Here is a 20,740-nt window from a genome sequence, read left to right on the forward strand (position 1 = left end):
AGAGACCGCCGCCTGGTAGAGGAATCGGCCCCATGAATCGTGTCCGCGGCAAGGCTGCTCCGCGCCAAACCGTTCCCCATCGCAAACGCCCGTCCGTTGCGCCCGACGCCTCCGCTCCGGGCCTGCGCCCGGTCGCCATGGCCGTCCAGCTGGCCGGCGCCGTGCTGGCTGGCGGGCTTGCCCTCGCGCCGGCCGCCCATGCCCAGACGGCGGCCACGGCCGGCACGGTCAACGCCAGCGTGCCCGCCGGTCCGCTCGCCGATTCGCTGAACCGCTTCGCGGCGCAGGCGGGCGTCTCCATCGCGATGGACGCGGAGCAGATCCGCGGCAGGACCGCTCCGGCGCTGAACGGCACGACGACGGTGGAGGACGGCTTCCGCCGGCTGCTGGCGGGGAGCGGCTACCAGATCGGACGCGGCCCGTCGGGCTACAGGCTGGTCGCGCAAGGCGCCGCCCCGGCGGCCGGCACGGCTGCGGCGGGCGGCACGGCTGCGGCGGGCGGCACGGTGCTGCCGGCCCTCCAGGTCACGGCCAACACCGCTCCGCTTCCCGGCGAGCTCCAGCGGCCCTACGCCGGCGGACAGGTGGCGCAGGGCGGATCGCTGGGCCTGCTCGGCTCCCGCAACGTCATGGACACGCCGTTCAGCGTGACCAACTACACCTCCCAGCTCATCGAGGACCAGCAGGCGCGCACGGCGGCCGACACGCTGATCAACGATTCGTCGGTGCGCACCACCACCGGCAGCAACGGCTTCGACGACACCTTCCAGATTCGCGGCTTCGCCGTGTCCGCCACCGACGTCGGCTTCAACGGCATGTACGGCCTGGTGTCGCAGAACCGCGTGCCGGCGCAGATCATCGAGCGCATCGAGCTGCTGAAGGGCCCCGGCGCGCTCGCCAACGGCATCGCCCCCGGCAACAGCATCGGCGGCGGCATCAACATCGTCAGCAAGCGCGCCGGCGACGAGCCGCTCACCCGCCTGACCACCACCTACCAGAGCGACGCCAACTTCGGCCTGAGCGCCGACGTCGGCCGCCGCTTCGGGGCGAACAAGGAGTGGGGCGTCCGCTTCAACGGCCTGCTGCGCGGCGGCGAGGGCTCGGTCGACGGCGGCGACGTGCGGACCGGCCTCGGCACGCTGGCGGTGGATTACCGGGGCGAGCGGCTGCGCTGGTCGCTCGACGGCATCGTGCAGCGCGACAGCACGGACAATTTCCGCCCGCAGGTCAGCATCCTGTCGACCACGACCGCCATCCCGTCGCCGCCGGACGCGCGCGGCAACTGGTATCCCGGCACGACGCTGGTCCAGAAGGACACGACCGTCGCCTCGAACATCGAGTTCGACCTGACCGACTGGCTGACCGTGTACGCCGGCCTCGGCTACCGCGACGGCTCGAACGATCAGGTCTTCCCGTCCTCCAGCCCGGCCGTCAACGCGCTCGGCAACTTCACGGTCCGCAACTCCTACTACGACTCCTACACCCGGACGACCAGCGGCATGGCCGGCACGCGCCTGCGCTTCGACACGGGTCCCGTCCGCCACGCCGTCAACGTCGGCTTCACCGGCTTCCAGCAGGAGGCCGGCAACGCCTACATCCAGTCGGCCGGCTCGGCCGCGACGAACATCTACCGGCCCTCGCGGCTTCCCGCCATCACGGCCGCGCGCACCGACCCGACGAAGGCGTCCGAGACGACGCTGACCAGCGTCGCGGTGGCCGACACGATGTCCTTCCTGGACGACCGCCTGCTGCTGACGCTGGGCGTGCGCGACCAGCAGGTCACCTTGAAGAGCTACAGCACCGCCACCGGCGCGATGACCAGCAAGTACGACGCCAGCGCGACGACGCCGCTGGCCGGCCTGGTCGTCAAGCCGCTGGAGAACGTCTCGCTCTACGCCAACTACGCCGAGGGGCTGAGCCGCGGCACCATCGTCGGCGCCGGCTACGCCAACACCGGCGCGGTGCTCGCCCCGTTCAAGTCCAAGCAGTACGAGGCCGGCGTCAAGGTCGACTGGGGCACCGTCACCACGACGGCGGCGGTCTTCCAGATCGCCAAGCCGAACTCGATCCGCACCGCCTCAAACGACCTCGCCTACGACGGCGAGCAGCGCAACCGCGGCCTGGAGCTCTCCGCCTACGGCGAGATCCTGCCCGGCCTGCGCGCCATGGCCAGCGCGACCTTCCTGAAGCCGGAGCTGACCCGCACCGCCGTCGCCGCCGAGCAGGGCAACGACGCCGCCGGCGTGCCGGACAAGACCTTCTCCGGCAGCCTCGACTGGACCACCCCCTGGGTGCCCGAGCTGTCGCTGAACGGGCGCGTCATCCACACCTCGGGCTCCTACCTGACCGCCGCCAACACCCTGCGCTTCGACGGCTGGACCCGCGTCGACGTCGGCGCCCGCTACAGCGCCGACATCGGGGGCAAGCCCGTCACCCTGCGCGCCAACGTCGAGAACCTGTTCGACAAGAACTACTGGCTGACGACCGGCACCTACGTGACCGTCGGCGCGCCGCGCACGGTGGTGCTGTCCGCCACGGTCGATTTCTGATCCTCCATACTCCTGCCGACGGATTCGCCATGACCAAGCTTTCCATCGCCCTCCTCGCCGCCCTGGGCTTCGCCCTGCCCGCGCAGGCCCACCAGATCTGGATCGAGCAGCCGGACGGCGGCAACGCGACGATCCGTTTCGGTGAGTTCGGCGAGAATCTCCGCGAGGCGTCGCCCGGCCTGCTCGACAAGTTCGTCAAGCCGGCCGGCACGCTGGTTTCCGCCAAGGGCGAGCGGAAGGCCGACGCCGCCAGGACGGCGGACGGCTTCACCCTGCCCTTCACGGCGGCGGCCGGTGACAGCATCGTCGCCGAGGACGCGCAGTACCCGCTCTACACGTGGAAGCAGGCGGACAGGGAGACCGTCAACTGGTTCCACCCCGCCGCCCGCCTGATCACCGGCTTCGCCGAGCAGCCGCCCAAACTGGCGCTGGATCTGGTGCCGGCCGGCAAGCCGGGCCAGTTCAAGCTGTTCTTCAAGGGCCAGCCCAAACCCAAGACCAAGGTGGCGCTGGTCACCCAGTCGGGCTGGGCCAAGGAGGGCCACACCGACGAGCAGGGGCTCGTCGAATTCGACCTGCCCTGGAAGGGCACCTACGTCGCCGAGGTCAGCCTCAACGAGCGCAGCCCCGGCGAGCGTCCGGGCGCCGGCGGCGCGGAGAAGTACGACGGCGTCAGCTACGTCACCACGGTGACCTACGTCCACGCCGACGGCCTTGCGCCGATCCCCGCCGGACCGGCGGCGGCGCCCGGCAAGTGACCGCCGTGGCCGGCTGGATCCGCGGCATCGGCCCGCTCGTCTCGCGCATCGTCGCCGCCCTGTTCGGCGGCTATGCGCTGGCCGCGCTCGCCAGCGTCGCCGTGCTCGCCCTTCCCATGAGCAAGCCGCAGGCCGTGCTCACCGGGATGCTGGCGAGCTTCGCGGTCTATGCCGGCGCCGTGATCTGGGTCTTCGCGGCGCGCAGCGCCCGGCGGGCCTGGACGGGCCTTCTCGTGGTCGCCGCGCCGCTGCTTCTGGCGGCGTGGTCCGTCTGGTGATGGGGAACCCCCGCGTGAAAACCGACCGGAAGCCGCCGCCCGCCGGCCGCCCCGCCGCTCCGGGCATCCGCCAGAGCATGTCCGGCCTGCACACATGGGTCGGACTGCTGCTCGGCTGGGTCCTCTACGCCATGTTCCTCACCGGGACGGTGGCCTATTTCAAGGACGAGCTGTCGCAATGGATGCGGCCCGAGCTGCCGCACCAGACCGAGGTCCCCGACCAGGCCCTGGTCGCCCAGCGCGTCGCCGACGCACTCGTCGCCATCGCGCCCGGCAGCCCGCAATGGAGCCTGCGCCTGCCCGACGCGCGCAACAACAGCGTCTACGCCTTCTGGCGCACGGCCGCCGCGCCCGGCCAGCGCGGCTTCGGCGAGGCCAGCTTCGACCCCGCCACCGGCCGGAAGGTGACGTCGCGCGAAACGATGGGCGGCGACTTCTTCTACCGCTTCCACTTCCAGTTCCACTACATGCCGGTGATCTGGGGGCGCTGGATCGCGGGCGTGGCCGCCATGTTCATGCTGGTCGCCATCGTCAGCGGCGTCATCACGCACAAGAAGATCTTCGTCGATTTCTTCACCTTCCGCTGGGGCAAGGGACAGCGCTCCTGGCTCGACGCGCACAACGCGCTGTCGGTGTTCGGGCTGCCGTTCCACGCCATGATCACCTACAGCGGGTTGGTCACGCTGATGGCGCTCTACATGCCCTGGGGCGAGCAGGCCGCCATCCGGACGCCGGCCGAGCGCCAGCAGCTCACCGCCGAACTCAGCGCCTTCATCCAGCCGGGCAAGCCCAGCGGGGAGACGGCGCCGCTGGCGTCCATCGAGGACATGGTGCGCCACGCACAGGAGCGCTGGGGCCGCGACAACGTCGGCCGCGTCACCGTCACCCATGCCGGCGACGCGGCGGCGCGGGTGGCGGTGGCGCGCGGCGAGGCCGGCCGAGTCTCCATGAGCCCGCAATACATGGAATTCGAGGGCCCCACCGGCAGACTGCTGGCGGTCCACGAGGGGGTGGGCGCCGCGGCCGAGACGCGCGGCGTCCTCTACGCGCTGCATCTCGGGCGCTTCAGCGACAGCGTGACACGCTGGCTGTATTTCCTCGTCAGCCTCGCCGGCACGGCGATGGTCGGCACGGGGCTGGTGATGTGGACCGTGAAGCGGCGGCAGAAGCTGGCCGATCCGGAGCGGCCCCATGTCGGTTTCCGGCTCGTGGAGCGGTTGAACATCGCGGGCATCGCCGGCCTGTCGATCGCCATGGCGGCGTTCCTGTGGGCCAACCGTCTGCTGCCGCAGGGGATGGCCGACCGCGCCAGCTGGGAAATCCACGGCTTCTTCATCGTCTGGGCGCTGACGCTGGCGCACGCCGCGCTGCGTCCGGCCAGGACCGCGTGGATCGAGCAGCTCTGGACGGCGGCCGCGCTGCTGGCGCTGCTGCCCGTGCTGAACGCGGCCACCACCCGGCGGCCGCTGTGGCACAGCCTCGCCGAGGGCGACTGGGTCTTCGCCGGCACCGACCTCCTGTGCTGGGGGCTGGCCGGACTCCACGCGGTCCTGGCGATCCGCACGGCCAGACACCAACCCCGTCTCCGGCCCGCGCGCAAGCCCGACCGGGACCCCATGGCCGGCGCCGCGCTGCGCAAGGGGGAAGCATGAGCCATCTGCCGCCCCTCCTGCTGGCCCTGGCGGGCTTCACGGCGCTGGCCTTCGCGACGGACCGCCAGCAGCACGACCTGCTCGGACGGCCGCTGCCGCCGTCCGCCACCCGCGCCCTGCGCATCGCCGGCGCCGCCGCCCTGCTGCTGGCGCTCGGCGCCCTGGTCGCGTGGAAAGGCTGGGGCCTCGGCCTCGTGATGTTCAGCGGCCACGCGAGCCTGGCCGCCGGCGTCGTGCTCGGCGCGCTCATCCTGCGCGCAAGGGCCGCCGCGCGCGCGCCGAAGCGCTGACGGATCGCGCTGGCGTCCTCCCGCCCGCGCCGGAGGACGGCGCGCGAGGCTTCGGGATTCTTTGAAACTGTCTTCACGCAACGGGGGCTAGGGCCGCCGCCGCCGCCGCGCCTATGATCGGCGGCCTGTCGGTCCGCCCGTCCGCCCAGAGTCCGTCCGCCCAGAGTCCGTCCCCGAGAGTCCGTCCACGAGAGCCCGCCCATGCCCGACTCCCCGCTTTCCGGCCCGGCCCTTCTCGCGCGCATCGAGGCGCTGGCGGCGATCAGCGCCGACACGGGGGCCCTGTCGCGCCTCTACCTGACGCCGGAGCACCGCCGCGCCAACGACCTCGTGGCCGGCTGGATGCGCGAGGCCGGCATGGGCGTGCGCGAGGATGCCGTCGGCAACATCGTCGGCCGCTACGAGGGCGACCGGCCGGGCCTGCCGGCGCTGCTGATCGGCTCGCACCTCGACACCGTGCGCGACGCCGGCAAGTATGACGGCATGCTGGGCGTGCTGTCCGGCATCGCCGTCGTCGCCGAATTGCACGCGCAGGGCCGCCGCATGCCCTTCGCCATCGAGGTCATCGGCTTCGGCGACGAGGAGGGCACCCGCTTCCAGTCCACCCTCATCGGCAGCCGCGCCATCGCCGGGACCTTCGACCCGTCGGTGCTCGACAAGCGCGACGCCGGCGGAGTCCGGCTCGGCGACGCCATGGCGGCCTTCGGCCTCGACCCCGCCGCCTGGGCGACCGCCGCCCGCCGCCCCGCCGACGTGCTCGCCTACGCCGAACTCCACATCGAGCAGGGGCCGGTTCTGGAGGCGCTGGGCCGCGCGGTCGGAATCGTCACCGCCATCGCCGGGGCGACCCGGCTGGCCGTGACGGTGGAGGGCTTCGCCGGCCATGCCGGGACGGTGCCGATGACGCTGCGCCGCGACGCGCTGGCGGCGTCGGCCGAGATGATCCTGGCGGTGGAAAGCCTGTGCTCCGGCCAGGACCGGCTGGTCGGCACGGTCGGCCGCGTCGAGGCGGCGCCCGGCGCCACCAACGTCATCCCCGGCCGGGTCCGCTTCACCATCGACCTGCGGGCCGACCGCGACCCCCTGCGGCTGGAGCGCGTCGCCGCCGTGCGCGCCCGGCTGGAGGAGATCGCCGACCGCCGCGAGGTCGGCATCGCCTTCGAGACTTTGCACGAGAGCCCGGCGGTCGCCTGCCACCCCGATCTGATGGCGCAGCTCGCCGCCGCCGCCGCCTCGCTCGGGCTCGACGCGCCGGAGCTGCCGAGCGGCGCCGGCCACGACGCCATGGCGGTCGCCGCGCTGACCGACATCGCCATGCTGTTCGTGCGCTGCGAGCGCGGCATCTCGCACAACCCGGCCGAGAGCATCACCGCCGCCGACGCCGAGGCCGGCGCCCGCGTGCTCGCCCGTTTCGTCGACCATTTCCAGCCCGCATCGGACCGCGCCCCATGACCGAGCCTTTCTCCGCGCTTGACCACGCCCTGGCCGCCGCCGTCGACGAAGCCTTCGACGCCGAGACCCGCTTCCTGGCGGAGCTGGTCAAGGTGCCGTCCGACAACCCGCCCGGCGACTGCGCGCCCCACGCCGCCCGCGCGGCGGAACTGCTGGAGGCGCTGGGCTTCACGGTCGAGCGCCACCCGGTCCCGGCCGAACTGGCGCGGGCCAACGGCATGGTCAGCGCCACCAACCTCGTGATCCGCCAGCGCTTCGGCGGCGACCGGTCCGGCGAGGGGCCGGTGGTGGCGCTGAACGCCCACGGCGACGTGGTGCCGCCCGGCGAGGGCTGGTCGGCCGATCCCTACGGCGCCGAGATTCGCGACGGGGTGATGTACGGCCGCGGCGTGGCGGTGTCGAAGTCCGACTTCGCCACCTACGCCTTCGCGCTCAAGGCGCTGATGGCCACGGGCGCCCCGCTGAAGGGCACGGTGGAACTGCACCTGACCTACGACGAGGAGGCCGGCGGCGAGATCGGGCCGAAATGGCTGCTCGACCAGGGGATTTCCAAACCCGACTACGCGGTGTCGGCCAGCTTCGCCTATTCGGTGGTGACGGCTCACAACGGCTGCCTGCATCTGGAGGTGCGGATCGACGGCAAGTCCGCCCACGCCGCCCGGCCGGACACCGGCTTCGACGCGCTGGAGGCGGCCAACGGGGTGTTGTCGGCGCTCTACGCCCACCGGCCGGAGCTGGCCGAGCGGCGGTCCGAGGTTCCCGGCATCACCCACCCGTCGCTGACGGTCGGGCTGATCCAGGGCGGCATCAACACCAACGTGGTGCCCGACCGCGTGACCTTCCGGCTCGACCGCCGCATGATCCCGGAGGAGAACCCGGCCGAGGTCGAGGCGGAACTGCGCGCCCTGATCGAGACCGCCGCCGGTGCCTATCCCGGCATCCGGGCGACGGTGCGCCGCATCCTGCTGGCCCGCCCCTTCACCTCGGTCGGCGACGCGCCGCGTCTGGCCGCCCTGTTCGCCCGCCACGCCGAGGCGGTGCTGGGCGTGCCGGTGGCGCGGAACGGCATCCCGCTCTACACCGACGCCCGGCATTATTCGGAGGCCGGCATCCCGACCGTGCTTTACGGCGCCGGCCCGCGCGACCTGCTGGAGGCCAACGGCCACCGCGCCGACGAGAAGCTGGTGCTGGAGGATCTGCGCAAGGCGACGCTGGTCGTGGCGCGGGTTCTGGCCGAGCTGCTGGGCTGAACGGGAGCCCGCTCCCTTCGCCCTCTCCCCCCCGGGGAGAGGGAGGGGACCCATGCGGAGCATGGGGAGGGTGAGGGGGCCGGCGCGCGTGACGCGCGCCACGAAGGGGCATACTGCCCCTTCGCCATCCCCTGGCGCGGGCTTTCGCCCACGCTAACCCCCTCACCCAACCCTCTCCCCAGGGGGGAGAGGGCTTTTAGCGTTCACCCCGCCCGACGGCCCGGCCCCGGCTTGGCGCCCGCCTTGCCGCCCGGCAGCATCCGCCGGCCCTTGCCGCTCTGCTGGGTCAGGAAGGTCTGCCCCTTCGGCCCCTTCGCGCTCCCCTTCCCCCCCGGCCCCTTCTCGCGCGGGTTGGCGGTGGCGCCGACCGGCTGCCACGCCGGAATCAGCTGGTCCTCGCCCGGCCCGATCAGGTCGGCGCGGCCCATCGCCTTCAGCGACTCGCGCAGGATCGGCCAGTTCTCCGGGTCGTGGTAGCGCAGGAACGCCTTGTGCAGGCGGCGCTGGCGCAGCCCCTTGGCCGAGGACACCACTTCCGAGCCGATGCGGCGGATCGGGCGCAGCGGGTTGCGCTCGCTGTGGTACATGGCGGTCGCCAGCGACATCGGCGAGGGCAGGAAGGTCTGCACCTGATCGGCCTTGAAGCCGTTCCGCTTCAGCCACAAAGCGAGGTTCATCATGTCCTCGTCCGTGGTGCCGGGATGCGCGGCGATGAAGTAGGGAATCAGGTAGAGCTTCTTCCCCGCCTCCTTCGCCGCCTTGTCGAACATCCGCTTGAACTCGTCGTAGGCCCCCATGCCGGGCTTCATCATCTTGGCGAGCGGCCCCGGCTCGGTGTGCTCGGGCGCGATCTTCAGATAGCCGCCGACATGGTGGGTCACCAGCTCCTTCACATACTCCGGGTTGCGCACGGCGAGGTCGTAGCGCAGGCCCGACGCGATGTGGATCTTCTTCACGCCGGGCACCGCGCGGGCCTTGCGGTAGAGCTGCACCAGCGAGGAATGGTCGGTGTTCAGGTTCTTGCAGATGTCGGGGAAGACGCAGGACGGGCGGCGGCAGACCGATTCCGTCTCCTTGTCCTTGCAGGCCAGCCGGTACATGTTGGCGGTCGGCCCGCCCATGTCGGAGATGGTGCCGGTGAAGCCCTTGGTCTTGTCGCGGATCTGCTCGATCTCGCGCAGGATCGAGCCCTCCGACCGGCTCTGGATGATGCGCCCCTCATGCTCGGTGATCGAGCAGAAGGAACAGCCGCCGAAGCAGCCGCGCATGATGTTGACCGAGAAGCGGATCATGTCCCAGGCCGGGATGCGCGCGTCGCCGTAGGACGGGTGCGGCGCGCGGGCGTAGGCGAGGTCGAACACCCCGTCCATCTCCGGCGTCTCCAGCGGGATCGGCGGCGGGTTCAGCCAGACGTCGCGGTCGCCGTGGCGCTGCACCAGCGCGCGGGCGTTGCCGGGGTTGCTCTCCTGGTGCAGCACGCGGCTGGCGTGGGCGTAGAGCACCTTGTCCTCGCTCACCTGCTCGTAGGAGGGCAGGCGCACCGCCATGCGGTCGGCGCCGGCGGCGCGCGGCGACACGGTGGCCGCCGGGTCGTCGATGGAGCTGCTGTCGATGACGGTCCAACCCTCCGGGATGCTGGAGCGCATGATCGCGGTGCCGCGGATGTCGGTCATCGCGCGCGGCGATTCGCCGGCCAGCGCCCGCTGCGCGATCTCGACGATGGCGCGCTCGGCGTTGCCGTAGACCAGCATGTCGGCCTTGGAATCGACCAGGACGGAGCGGCGGATCTTCTCGCTCCAATGATCGTACTGGGCGATGCGGCGCAGGCTCGCCTCGATGCCGCCGAGCACGACGGGGATTCCCTTGAACGCCTCGCGGCAGCGCTGGGCGTAGACGGTCACGGCGCGGTCGGGCCGCTTTCCGCCCTCGTCGTTGGGGGTGTAGCTGTCGTTGTGGCGCAGCCGGCGGTCGGCCGTGTAGTGGTTGACCATGCTGTCCATGTTGCCGCCGGTCACGCCCCAGAACAGGCGCGGCGGCCCCAGCACCTTGAACGCCTCGGCGCTGGTCCAGTCGGGCTGGGCGATGATGCCGACGCGCAGCCCCTGCGATTCCAGCAGCCGGCCGATGATCGCCATGCCGAAGCTGGGATGGTCGATGTAGGCGTCGCCGGTCACCACGATGACGTCGCACTGGTCCCAGCCCAGCCGGTCCATCTCCGCGCGCGACATCGGCAGGAACGGCGCCGGCTTGGCGCGCCGGCTCCGGTCGGGACGGTGGGCGAACAGGTTGGGCGCTGCGTGCATGAGGCGGTCCGGTGCTTGACGACGGGAAGGACGGGATATGGGTCTGGCAAGCGGCCAGTCATACCGTGTCCGGCCGGGAATTCCCACTGCGCAAATCACAGCGCAGCGATTGGTTATTGAAGGCAAGGCGGAAGGGATCGCCGCCACGCCGAAGCTTCCGTTCCCGTCCCGTACCGTTGGTGGAAACGAACACCCCATCCTTGTGGGTAACACGTCCGGCGCGAACAGATCATCGCAGGTGTAAGGATGCGGCAATACCGATGGCGCCTGGATTGAGGCAAAGACCGCGATTAATTTCACGGCATCGGACTTTTCAAAAGGCATGACCATGCAGCGCGATGTTTGGCCGACGGACGCCGGGACGACCAACGCAGGGCTGGCGATGACCATCCCCCTTCCTTCGGACGAGTCCCTGGCCGAGGACATCCGCGCCGTTCTGGCCGAGTGCGGCGGGCTGGCGGTGGATCCCGGGCGCCTCGCTCCCGAGGACGACCTCTACGCCGCCGGGCTGACCTCGCACGGCTGCGTCGGGCTGATGCTGGGGCTGGAGGAGCGCTTCGAGGTGGAGTTTCCCGAAACCCTGCTGAACCGCCGCACCTTCGAGAGCATCGCGGCGATCCGCGACGCCGTGCGCGGCCTGCTCGTCAGGTCCGCCGCGTGAACGGCCCCTCGGCCCAGGCCCGCGCCGTCGGTGCCGGGGTCGCCGCCGCCCACGCCGACAGCGTGGACCGCGACGCGCGCTTCCCCGCCGAGGCCTTCGCGGCCCTGAGGGAACGGCGCCTGCTGAGCGCCTACGTCCCAGCCGAGTTCGGCGGGGCGGGCGCCTCGCTGTTCGAGGTGGCGGCGGCCTGCCACGCGCTGGCCCGCCATTGCGGCTCGACCGGCATGATCTTCGCCATGCACCAGATCCAGGTCGCCTGCCTGGTCCATCACGGGCGCGACGACGCGTGGCACCGCGCCTTCCTGGCCCGGCTGGCCGACGGGCAGCTTCTGCTCGGCTCGGCGACGACGGAGGCCGAGACCGGCGGCGACATCCGCAACAGCGTCTGCGCGGTGCGGGCCGACGGCGACCGCTTCACGCTCGCGAAGAACGCCTCGGTGATCTCCTACGGCGACCAGTCCGACGCCATCCTGGTGACGGCGCGGCGGACGCCGGACTCGCCCTCCTCCGACCAGGTGCTGGTCGTCGTCGCCAAGGAGGATTGCCGGCTGGAGAAGACCAGCCGCTGGGACGCGCTCGGCATGCGCGGGACATGCAGCGACGGCTACCGGCTGGAGGCGGCGGGGGAATTGGGGCAGGTCATGCCGCTGCCCTACGCCGACCTGTCGGCGCGGACCATGCTGCCGGTGACGCACATCCTGTGGAGCAGCGTGTGGCTGGGCATCGCCGCCGACGCGGTCGGCCGCGCCCGCGCCCATGTCCGCGCCGAGGCCAGGCGCAAGCCCGGCGCCACCCCGCCCAGCGCCCTGCGGCTGGCCGAGGCGACGGCGAGGCTCCAGCAGATGAAGGCCGTCGTGCTGACGGCGATCCGCCAGTACGAGCTGGCGCGCGAGACGCCCGACCTGCTCGGCTCGCTGTCCTTCGCCACCGCGATGGGAACGCTGAAGGTCACGACCTCCGAACTGGCGATGGAGGTGGTGGACCGGGCGATGCGTACCTGCGGCCTCGCCGGCTACCGCAACGACACCCCCTACAGCCTGGGCCGCCACCTGCGCGACGCCCAGTCCGCCGCGCTGATGATCGGCAACGACCGGATCATGGCGCACACCGCCAACCAGCTTCTCGTCCAGCGCGACGGATCGGGGCCGTTCGAATGAGCATGACCGACAGCGCCGGCACCCAGGCCGACGCCCCCCAAATCGATTCACAGGCCGCCTATCGCGACGAGCTGGTCAAGGCGGGGCTGCTGATCCCCACCGGGGTCGACGGGCTCTACGGCCGAAGCGGCGTCTTCGAGGACGTGGTGGAGCGCTTCGACGCGCTGGTCACCGTCTGGGGCGGCACCGACGGGGCGGAGGTGATGCGCTTCCCGCCCGCGCTGAACCGCAGGCATTTCGAGGAGAGCGAGTATCTGAAGAGCTTCCCGCACCTCGCCGGCACCATCCACAGCTTCAAGGGCGACGAGCGCGCCCACCGCACGCTGCTGCGCCGGCTGGAGGAGGGGCAGGACTGGACGGAGGAGCAGGCGGCCACCGACGTGGTGATGACCCCGGCCGCCTGCTACCCGGTCTACCCGACCGTCGCGGCGCGCGGCGCGTTGCCGGAGGATGGGCGGCTTATCGACGTCTTCTCCTACTGCTTCCGGCACGAGCCGTCGCTCGACCCGGCGCGGATGCAGATGTTCCGGATGCGCGAGTACATCCGCGTCGGCACGCCGGAGCAGGTGATGGAGTTCCGCGAAGTCTGGCTGCGGCGCGGGCGCGAGATGATGGCCTCGCTCGGCGTGCCGCTCGAGATCGACGTCGCCAACGACCCCTTCTTCGGGCGCGGCGGGGCGGTGCTGTCCAACAGCCAGCGCGAGCAGAAGCTGAAGTTCGAGCTGCTGATCCCGATCACCAGCGAGAGCCGGCCGACCGCCTGCCTCAGCTTCAACTACCACCAGGACCATTTCGGGCATCTGTGGGACATCCGGACCGCCGACGGCGGCGTCGCCCACACCGCCTGCGTCGGCTTCGGCATGGAGCGGGTGGCGCTGGCGCTGTTCCGCCACCACGGCTTCGACACGGCGCGCTGGCCGGCGCCGGTGCGCGCGGTCCTCTGGGGGTGAGCGGCGTGACGGCGCATCCCCCCGATCCGGCCACCCGCCGCCCGCACCCGCTCCGCTCGGGCGAACGGGTGTGGCCGGAGACCAACTGCTACGTCGACCTGTGGATCGGCGCGCTGCACGCCCGTGGGCTGGAACCGCTGGCGCTGCTGGGATTCACCGTCACCCAGGATTTCGAGGGCGACCAGTTCACCTTCTTCAAGCCGCCGCTGGAGGATCTGGAGACGCTCTACGGCCTGCGGGTGCAGGAGCTGGCGATCTACGACAGCGTCGAGGCGCATGTCGCCGAGCAGCTCGCGCGCCGGCCGGGGGATGGACCGGAGGGCGGGCTGGTGCTGGTCGAGGTGGACGGCTTCCACCTGCCGGACACGCGCGGCACCTCCTACGGCGTCACCCACGTCAAGACGACGGTGGGGATCACCCGGCTCGACCCGGCGGCGCGGCGCATGGAGTATTTCCACAACGCCGGTTTCTTCGCGCTCGACGGCGCCGATTACGACGCCCTGTTCGCGGCGGCGGCCGGCCCGCTGTTCCCCTATGTCGAGTTCGTCAAGCCGGGTGGCCCGGCCCTGAGCGGCGGGGCGCTGGTGACGGCCTCGCTGGGGCTGCTGCGCCGGCATCTGGCGCGCCGGCCGGACGGCAACCCGGTGGCCGCCTACCGCGCCGCCTTCCCCCGGCATCTCGACGCGCTGCTGGCGCGGCCGATGGCGTACTTCCACCTCAACGCCTTCAACGTGCTGCGGCAGCTCGGCGCGAATTTCGAGCTGCTCGGCGCCTACGTCCGCTGGCTCGACGGCCCGGCCGAGGCGGCGGAGGCCTGCGGCGTCATCGCCGAGGGGGCCAAGGCGATGCAGTTCCAGCTCGCCCGCGCGGTGGCGCGCAAGAAGCCGGTGGAACTGGGCGAGAGTTTCGACCGGCTGGAACGGGCTTACGACACGGCGCTCGGCGCGCTGGTCCGCCGGTACGGGTGAGCGGCGGTGGCGCGCATCCATTCCGTCACCGGCCGGACGGTCACACCCGTCACCGACGGGTGGGAGATGACGGTGCTTTCCCCCTCTCGCCCTCTCCAACCCGACGACCATCCCCCTCTCCCCCCCGGGGAGAGGGGACGGAGTCCGAGTTATGGCACGATCCCCGCTCCTGTCCCCGGCACCGCCGCGCAGGCCCTGCGCGAGGCCGGGCTGTGGTCGCTGGAATCCCCCGCCCCGCTGCACGACCGCGACGTCGTCTACCGCACCCGCATCGCCGGGCACGGCCCCCACACCCTGCGTTTCCACGGGCTCGCCACGCTGGCCGAGGTCTGGCTGGACGACGAGCGCATCCTCGCCTCCGACAGCATGGTGCTGGCCCACGAGATCCCCGTCACGCTGACGGGCGAGGCCGTCCTGACCATCCGTTTCCACGCCCTGCACCCGCATCTGGCGACGCGCAAGGGCCGCGCCCGCTGGCGCCCCCGCCTGATCGAGCCGGCCAGCCTGCGCTTCGTCCGCACCACCCCGCTCGGCCACATGCCCGGCTGGTGCCCGCCGGTCCACGCGGTCGGCCCCTACCGCCCGGTCGAGCTGGTCGCCGAGACCGGCCCCGTGCGCGTCCGCTCCGCCGACCTGCGCACCGCCCATGACGGCCGCGACGGCCGGCTGGCGCTGACCCTGACCGTCGAGGCGCCGGACGGCGTCCGTCCCGCCGCCACGGTCGCGGTCGCCGGACTCACCGTCCCCCTGGCCTGGACCGGCACCGGCCCCGGCGCCGCCACGCTGCGCGCAGACCTGACCATCCCCGGCGTCGAACCCTGGTGGCCGCACACCCACGGGCACCCCGCCCTGCACGCCGTCACCGCCCGCATCGGCGACACCCGCGTCGATCTCGGCCGCACCGGCTTCCGGTCCCTCGCGGTGGATCGCGGCGCCGACGGCCGGGGCTTCGCCCTGCTGGTCAACGGCGAGCGGATCTTCTGCCGGGGCGCCTGCTGGACCCCGCCCGATCTCGCCGCCCTGCCCGGCGGCCGCGATGCCTACGAGCCGGGCCTGACGCTGCTGCGCGACGCCGGCGCCAACATGGTCCGCGTCGGCGGCACCATGCTGTACGAGGCCGACGCCTTCTTCGAGCTGTGCGACGAACTCGGCATCCTGGTCTGGCAGGACGCCATGCTGGCCAATTTCGACTACCCGACCGACCCGGCCTTCCTCGCCAGCGTCCGCGTCGAGATCGCCCAGCTCCTCGACCGCAGCCAGGCGTCCCCGGCGCTGGCGGTGCTGTGCGGCGGCAGCGAGATGGAGCAGCAGGCCGCGATGCTCGGCCTGCCGCGCGCCGCCTGGAGCCAGCCGGCCCTGACCGAGATCCTCCAGGCCGAGCTGGCCGCCCGCCGCCCGGACGTGGCCTTCGTTCCCAATTCGCCGACCGCCGGCCCCCTGCCCTTCGCCGCCGACAGCGGCGTGTCGCACTATTACGGCGTCGGCGCCTACCAGCGCCCGCTGGAGGACGCCCGCCGGGCCAATGTGCGCTTCGCCTCCGAATGCCTCGCCTTCTCCCATGTTCCCGACGGCGCGCTCGGCGTTCCCGCCGTCCACCACCCGCGCTGGAAGGAGCGGGTGCCGCGCGACAGCGGCGCGTCCTGGGACTTCGAGGACGTCCGCGACCATTATCTGGAACGGCTCCACGCCGTCGATCCGCGCCGCTTGCGCTACGAGGATCCCGACCGCTACCTGCGCCTGTCGCGCGCCGTGACCGGCGAGGTGATCGAGGCGGTGTTCGGCGAGTGGCGGCGCGGCGCCTCGACCTGCGCCGGCGGGCTGGTCTGGCTGTGGCGCGACCCGTGGCCGGGCGCCGGCTGGGGCGTGGTCGCCGCCGACGGCACGCCGAAGGCGGCGTGGCACGCGATGCGGCGCGCCTTCCGCCCGGTCCAGATCCTGCTGAGCGACGAGGGGGTGAACGGTCTGGCCGTCCATCTGATCAACGAGACCGCCATGGCCATTCCCGCGAGCGTCACCCTGACGGCGCTGCGCGACGGCGCCCTGCCGGTCTTCCGGGCCGAGCGCGCCCTCACCCTGCCGCCGCGCTCGGCGCGGGAGATTTCGGCGGCCGAGCTCGCCGACCGCTTCTTCGACCTGAACCACGCCTACCGCTTCGGGCCGGCGGCGCACGACGTGGTGGTGGCGACGCTGACACGTTCGGGGGAAACAATCGGCGCCGTGGAACCAATCGCCCAGTCCTTTCATTTCCCCAGGGGACGCGCCCTGCCGCGCGCGGAGCTGGGCCTGACCGCCCGGCTGGCGCGGCGGGACGAGGGGTGGGGGCTGACGCTCGCCACCAGCCGTTTCGCCTGTTCGGTGCATGTGGAGGATGACGCCTACCGCGCCGAGGAGGCGTGGTTCCATCTCCCACCCGGCGCCGAGCGGACGGTCCGCCTGCTTCCCCGTTCCGCCACGGCGCCCGCAACGATGACGAAAGCACCGGACGGCGAGGTCCACGCGCTGAACGCGCTGGCCCCGGTCCGCTACAGGGGAACCGCATGACGCCGACGCCGGTGGTGTTCGAGGGCTGTTTCGGCTGGCTGCATCCGGCGGACGGACGGCGCGGCGTGGTGCTGTGCGGCCCGCACGGGCACGAGGAGCTGTGCGTCCACCGCGCCTGGATGGGGCTCGCCCAGACGCTGGCGGCGGCCGGCCTGCCGGCGCTGCGCTTCGACTATCACGGGCTGGGCGATTCGGCGGGCGAGGACAGCGACCCCGGCCGGGTGCGGGCGTGGCTGGACAGCGTGCGGGCGGCGGTGCGCCGCCTGCGCGAGGACACCGGCGTCACCGAGGTGGCGCTGGTCGGCTACCGGCTGGGCGGTCTGCTCGCCCTGGTCGCGGCGGAGGAGATGGCCGGGGAGATGGCGGGAGAGGCGGGGGGGGAGATGGCCGGCGTCGATCTCCTGGCGCTGGTGGCGCCGACCGCCAGCGGCCGCATGGCGGTGCGCGAGATGCAGGCGCTGTCGCGGATCGTCGCCCTGCCGGGACCGGAACCGGCGCTGCCCGACCGCGCCGGGCAGGTGAACGTGGTCGGCTTCGCCCTGACCCCGGAAACCGCGCTGGAGCTGGCGGCGCTCGACGCCCGGCCGGCCGGGCGCGTGCCGGCGCGGCGCGTCCTGCTGCTCGACAAGGCGGACTCGCGGGTGGCGGCCCAGCTCGCCGCGACCCTGGGCGGGCTGGGCGTGGCGGTGGAGCGCGCGGTCTTCGCCGGCCCCGCCGATCTGGTCCAGCAGCCGCAGCGGCTGGAGGCCGCCGCCGCCTTCGCGCCGCTGGCGGCGTGGCTGACGGCGGGCGGCGTCCCTCGCGGCGCCTCCGCCCCGCCGGAGCGCCCGGCCGGGCTGATGATGCCCAACGCGGTGGAACGGCCGGTGGTGCTGGACGGCTCCCCGCCGCTGTTCGGCGTCTTCTGCGCGCCGGTGCTGGCCGATCCGTCGAGCCGCCGGCCGGCGATCCTGTTCCTCAACAGCGGGGCGACGCACCATGTCGGCTCCGGCCGGGCCACCGTCCTCCAGGCCCGGCGGCTGGCGGCGCTCGGCCACGCCTCGCTGCGCATCGACGCGGCCGGCCTCGGCGACAGCCCGGCGCGGCCCGGCCAGCCGGACAACCTGCTCTACAACCGCGACGTCATGGCCGACGTCCGCGCCGCGCTCGACTGGCTGGAGGAGCAGGGCCACGAGCGCTGCGTCATCGTCGGCCTGTGCGCGGGCGGCGCCCCCGCCCTGCTGGCCGGGCTGGGCGACGAGCGCGTCGCCGGGCAGATCCTGCTCAATCCGGGACGGTTCGAGCTGGGCAGGGGCATCCCCGTCACCGAGGTCCTGCGCTCGGTCGCCCATCGCTCGACCGGCGGCTACCTGCGCGAGGCGTTCAAGCCGGCCAAGCTGCGCGCGCTGCTGCGCAACCGGGGGCGGATCGGCGGGCTGGGGCGGCGGCTGGCGGCGCGGCTGGCCCGCAAGGCGCTGATCAAGTCGGGGCTGGACAGCCGCGTGCTGCGGGTCTTCCGCCGCCTGTCGGCGGAAGGGCGGCGGGTGCTGCTGGTCTACAGCGTCGGCGACATGACCTACGCCGAGTTCGAGCTGCATCTCGGCCTCGCCGGCCGCTGCCTGAACGGTCTGCCCGGCATCCGGGTCGAGTATCTGGAGCGCGCCGACCACAGCCTGACCGACTGGTCGGCCCGCGAGCGGCTCGACCGGCTGATCGACCGGCACCTGGAATCGCTCGACCGGGCGGACGTCGACGCGCCGGTTCCCACGGGCGTCTCGGTGCGGGTGTCGATGTGCTGACGGCGCCGGCGGCCTGCACGGAATCGCGCTGGAGAGGAGGCCCCTCGGCCGTTAATGAAGGTTAAACCGTTTCATCCCATGCTGAATCCTTGAGGAAATGCCCCCATCTGATAAGGGGCAGACCAGGGAAGGAAGGGTCCGGGACCCATGACCGACCATTTGACGAAAGACGACGTCGCCCGGCTTCTGTCGGATCCGTCGCCGAGCAGCCGGACCGATCTCGCCGCGAAGATCGCGCACCAGTTCGACAGCCCCGCCCTGTCCGCCACCGAGCGCAAGCTGGCCGAGGACATCATCCGCGTGATGGTCGCCGACACCGTCGTGCGCGTGCGCCAGACCCTGGCCGAGAATCTGAAATCCAGCCCGTCGCTGCCGCGCGACGTGGCGCTCAGCCTCGCCCGCGACGTCGAGGCGGTGGCCATCCCCGTGCTCAGCGTCTCCACCGTGCTGACCAGCGCCGATCTGGTGGAGATCGTGCGCTCGGGCACCGACGCCAAGCACGCCGCCATCGCCCGGCGGCCCAGCGTGCCGGCCGACGTCGCCGACGCGCTGATCGAAACCGCGTCCGAGAACGCCGTCGCCGCCCTGGTCGCCAACGAGGGGGCCGAACTCGGCAAAGGCAGCCTGGACCGCGTCATCGACCGTTTCGGCGCCAGCGAGGCGGTGCAGGATCCGCTGGTCCACCGCTCCAGGCTGCCGATCACAATCGCCGAGCGGCTGGTCGCCGTGGTGTCGGAGAAGCTGCGCCAGCATCTCGTCGCCCATCACGAGCTGCCGGCCAAGCTCGCCTCGGAGGTGATCCTGCAAAGCCGCGAGCGGGCGACCGTCGCCCTGTTCAGCGGCGAGAGCGACGAGGGCGCCCTGGAACGGCTGGTGGCCCAGCTGTCCCGCACCGGGCGCCTGACCCCGTCGCTGCTGCTGCGCGCGCTGTGCACCGGCGACATCGCCTTCTTCGAGACGGCGATGTCGCTGCTGGCCAACGTGCCGATGACCAACACGCGCCTGCTGATCCACGACGCCGGGCGGCTGGGGCTGAAGTCGCTCTACGACAAGGCGAAGCTGCCGCCGGCCCTGCTGCCGGCCTGCCGCATCGCCATCGACGTCCTGAAAGAGACCCCCTACGACGGCGAGCCGGGCGACCGCGAGCGCCACCGCCGCCGGCTGATCGAGCGCATCCTGACCCAGTACGAGGATCTGACGCCCGAGGATCTCGACTTCCTGCTGGCGAAGCTGGGCGACATCATGCACACCGGCGACCGCGCGGCGTAACAGTTAGAGCGCCTGACAGAAGCTTGAGTCGTCTCTCGACCCGTCATCCCCGCGAAGGCGGGAATGACGGCCCCATTGGGCACCGATGGTGAAAACGGAATTCTGTTCGGCGCTCCTAAGCCCCTCTCCCTTAGGGAGAGAGGGTGGGGTGAGGGGGAAAAGGCGCTCTCCCGGGACGGCCTCTCACACCAGCCGGTCGCGCCCGGATTCCTTGACCAGCAGCACCGCCTGTGTCCGGCTGCCGACGCCCAGCGCCTTCAGCACGCCGGTCACATGGGTCTTCACGGTCGACAGGTTCAGGCCCAGCCGCTCGCCGATGTCCTGGTTCGACAGGCCCTGCGCCAGCAGATCCAGAACCTCCAGCTGGCGGCGGGTCAGCCCGTCGAACAGGCTGGGCGGCGCGGCGCGCCCGCCGGCCGGCAGCGCCGGCCCGGTCCCCGGCATGCCGAGCACCGGCGGCACGTAGGAGCCGCCGGCCATCACCAGCCGCAGGATGTTGACCACCAGCACGTCGTCGGTCGATTTCGGAATGAAGGCGCGGACGCCGCGCGACAGCACCGCGCGCATCTCGTCCGGCGATTCGATCATCGAGAAGATCGCCACCGGCACCGGCGCGACCCGGCGGACCAGCGCCTCGACCTCGTCGAGTCCGCCCAGGCCGGGCATCCGCAGATCCATCACGATCAGGTCGAAGACGCTTCCCTGGTCGAGAATCCCGATCAACTGGCCGAAGCTGGTGGCGGCGACCACCGTGGCCTGTTCATCCAACTCCCCCACCAGATGGGTCAAGCCGCTGCGGACGATGGAATGATCGTCGGCGATCAGAACCTGCATGAAACGTCCCGGACCGAAAATGCGAGTGATTCCCCGTACTGTCATACGCT

The 20,740-nt window shown here is 72.1% G+C and carries 16 protein-coding genes; 14 read left to right on the forward strand and 2 right to left on the reverse strand.

The window, feature by feature from the left end; genetic code table 11:
• Positions 1 to 32: 32 nt before the first annotated feature.
• The 7 genes from J2847_RS09705 to J2847_RS09735 all read left to right on the forward strand — a co-directional run bounded on the left by J2847_RS09705 (position 33) and on the right by J2847_RS09735 (position 8,229).
• Entirely contained in the window at positions 33 to 2,549 is a 2,517-nt protein-coding gene (locus J2847_RS09705) for a TonB-dependent receptor (RefSeq protein WP_209778790.1), read from the forward strand.
• Between the two features lie 29 nt (positions 2,550 to 2,578).
• Positions 2,579 to 3,307 (forward strand): DUF4198 domain-containing protein, encoded by a 729-nt coding sequence (locus J2847_RS09710; protein WP_209778791.1) that lies wholly within the window; start codon positions 2,579 to 2,581, stop codon positions 3,305 to 3,307.
• Between the two features lie 5 nt (positions 3,308 to 3,312).
• Positions 3,313 to 3,585 (forward strand): DUF3649 domain-containing protein, encoded by a 273-nt coding sequence (locus tag J2847_RS09715; RefSeq protein ID WP_325169359.1) that lies wholly within the window; start codon positions 3,313 to 3,315, stop codon positions 3,583 to 3,585.
• A 14-nt stretch (positions 3,586 to 3,599) separates the two neighbouring features.
• Complete coding sequence (locus tag J2847_RS09720) at positions 3,600 to 5,237, forward strand: PepSY-associated TM helix domain-containing protein (RefSeq protein WP_325169360.1); 1,638 nt, start codon at positions 3,600 to 3,602, stop codon at positions 5,235 to 5,237.
• Complete coding sequence (locus tag J2847_RS09725) at positions 5,234 to 5,527, forward strand: DUF3325 family protein (protein WP_209778793.1); 294 nt, start codon at positions 5,234 to 5,236, stop codon at positions 5,525 to 5,527. Before J2847_RS09720 ends, J2847_RS09725 begins: the two co-directional genes overlap by 4 nt.
• Before the next feature lie 201 nt (positions 5,528 to 5,728).
• Positions 5,729 to 6,979 (forward strand): allantoate amidohydrolase, encoded by a 1,251-nt coding sequence (locus J2847_RS09730; RefSeq protein ID WP_209778794.1) that lies wholly within the window; start codon positions 5,729 to 5,731, stop codon positions 6,977 to 6,979.
• The gene (locus J2847_RS09735) at positions 6,976 to 8,229 is read left to right on the forward strand and encodes a M20/M25/M40 family metallo-hydrolase (RefSeq protein ID WP_209778795.1); all 1,254 of its coding nucleotides are present in this window, start codon (positions 6,976 to 6,978) and stop codon (positions 8,227 to 8,229) included. Before J2847_RS09730 ends, J2847_RS09735 begins: the two co-directional genes overlap by 4 nt.
• A 203-nt stretch (positions 8,230 to 8,432) precedes the next feature.
• Here the strand turns inward: J2847_RS09735 and J2847_RS09740 are convergent, their stop codons facing one another.
• A complete protein-coding gene (locus J2847_RS09740; protein ID WP_209778796.1) occupies positions 8,433 to 10,532 on the reverse strand; it encodes a YgiQ family radical SAM protein in 2,100 nt (699 codons plus the stop codon).
• 328 nt (positions 10,533 to 10,860) lie between these two features.
• On the opposite strand from J2847_RS09740, the gene J2847_RS09745 reads away from it, so the two are divergent.
• The 7 genes from J2847_RS09745 to J2847_RS09775 all read left to right on the forward strand — a co-directional run bounded on the left by J2847_RS09745 (position 10,861) and on the right by J2847_RS09775 (position 19,856).
• Positions 10,861 to 11,193 (forward strand): acyl carrier protein, encoded by a 333-nt coding sequence (locus J2847_RS09745; RefSeq protein ID WP_223677619.1) that lies wholly within the window; start codon positions 10,861 to 10,863, stop codon positions 11,191 to 11,193.
• Positions 11,190 to 12,350 carry an acyl-CoA dehydrogenase family protein gene (locus J2847_RS34820; protein ID WP_209778797.1) on the forward strand — a complete coding sequence of 387 codons (1,161 nt, stop codon included), beginning with the start codon at positions 11,190 to 11,192 and terminating at the stop codon, positions 12,348 to 12,350. Before J2847_RS09745 ends, J2847_RS34820 begins: the two co-directional genes overlap by 4 nt.
• Before the next feature lie 2 nt (positions 12,351 to 12,352).
• On the forward strand, positions 12,353 to 13,300 hold the full coding sequence (locus J2847_RS09755; protein ID WP_209778798.1) for an amino acid--[acyl-carrier-protein] ligase: 948 nt from the start codon (positions 12,353 to 12,355) through the stop codon (positions 13,298 to 13,300).
• Between the two features lie 5 nt (positions 13,301 to 13,305).
• The gene (locus J2847_RS09760) at positions 13,306 to 14,268 is read left to right on the forward strand and encodes a DUF1839 family protein (protein ID WP_209778799.1); all 963 of its coding nucleotides are present in this window, start codon (positions 13,306 to 13,308) and stop codon (positions 14,266 to 14,268) included.
• Between the two features lie 6 nt (positions 14,269 to 14,274).
• Positions 14,275 to 16,809, forward strand: coding sequence for a glycoside hydrolase family 2 protein (locus J2847_RS09765; protein ID WP_209778800.1), 2,535 nt, complete (start codon positions 14,275 to 14,277; stop codon positions 16,807 to 16,809).
• Positions 16,806 to 18,587, forward strand: a complete 1,782-nt coding sequence (locus J2847_RS09770) for a serine aminopeptidase domain-containing protein (RefSeq protein WP_209778801.1) — start codon at positions 16,806 to 16,808, stop codon at positions 18,585 to 18,587. Before J2847_RS09765 ends, J2847_RS09770 begins: the two co-directional genes overlap by 4 nt.
• A 147-nt stretch (positions 18,588 to 18,734) precedes the next feature.
• Positions 18,735 to 19,856 carry a DUF2336 domain-containing protein gene (locus J2847_RS09775; RefSeq protein WP_209778802.1) on the forward strand — a complete coding sequence of 374 codons (1,122 nt, stop codon included), beginning with the start codon at positions 18,735 to 18,737 and terminating at the stop codon, positions 19,854 to 19,856.
• Between the two features lie 183 nt (positions 19,857 to 20,039).
• On the opposite strand, the gene J2847_RS09780 is transcribed toward J2847_RS09775, so the two are convergent.
• On the reverse strand, positions 20,040 to 20,690 hold the full coding sequence (locus J2847_RS09780) for a response regulator transcription factor (protein WP_085553378.1): 651 nt from the start codon (positions 20,688 to 20,690) through the stop codon (positions 20,040 to 20,042).
• Positions 20,691 to 20,740: the final 50 nt, after the last annotated feature.

The organism is Azospirillum agricola, assembly GCF_017876095.1.
Classification (GTDB): Bacteria; Pseudomonadota; Alphaproteobacteria; order Azospirillales; family Azospirillaceae; genus Azospirillum; species Azospirillum agricola.

Bases quoted from the DNA above. Each gene is read 5' to 3' on its own strand.
- J2847_RS09755 (WP_209778798.1), top strand. From the start codon at position 12,353: ATGACCGACAGCGCCGGCACCCAGGCCGACGCCCCCCAAATCGATTCA.
- J2847_RS09730 (WP_209778794.1), top strand. From the start codon at position 5,729: ATGCCCGACTCCCCGCTTTCCGGCCCGGCCCTTCTCGCGCGCATCGAG.
- J2847_RS09740 (WP_209778796.1), bottom strand. From the start codon at position 10,532: ATGCACGCAGCGCCCAACCTGTTCGCCCACCGTCCCGACCGGAGCCGG.
- J2847_RS09705 (WP_209778790.1), top strand. From the start codon at position 33: ATGAATCGTGTCCGCGGCAAGGCTGCTCCGCGCCAAACCGTTCCCCAT.
- J2847_RS09775 (WP_209778802.1), top strand. From the start codon at position 18,735: ATGACCGACCATTTGACGAAAGACGACGTCGCCCGGCTTCTGTCGGAT.
- J2847_RS09780 (WP_085553378.1), bottom strand. From the start codon at position 20,690: ATGCAGGTTCTGATCGCCGACGATCATTCCATCGTCCGCAGCGGCTTG.
- J2847_RS09745 (WP_223677619.1), top strand. From the start codon at position 10,861: ATGCAGCGCGATGTTTGGCCGACGGACGCCGGGACGACCAACGCAGGG.
- J2847_RS09735 (WP_209778795.1), top strand. From the start codon at position 6,976: ATGACCGAGCCTTTCTCCGCGCTTGACCACGCCCTGGCCGCCGCCGTC.
- J2847_RS09725 (WP_209778793.1), top strand. From the start codon at position 5,234: ATGAGCCATCTGCCGCCCCTCCTGCTGGCCCTGGCGGGCTTCACGGCG.
- J2847_RS09770 (WP_209778801.1), top strand. From the start codon at position 16,806: ATGACGCCGACGCCGGTGGTGTTCGAGGGCTGTTTCGGCTGGCTGCAT.
- J2847_RS09710 (WP_209778791.1), top strand. From the start codon at position 2,579: ATGACCAAGCTTTCCATCGCCCTCCTCGCCGCCCTGGGCTTCGCCCTG.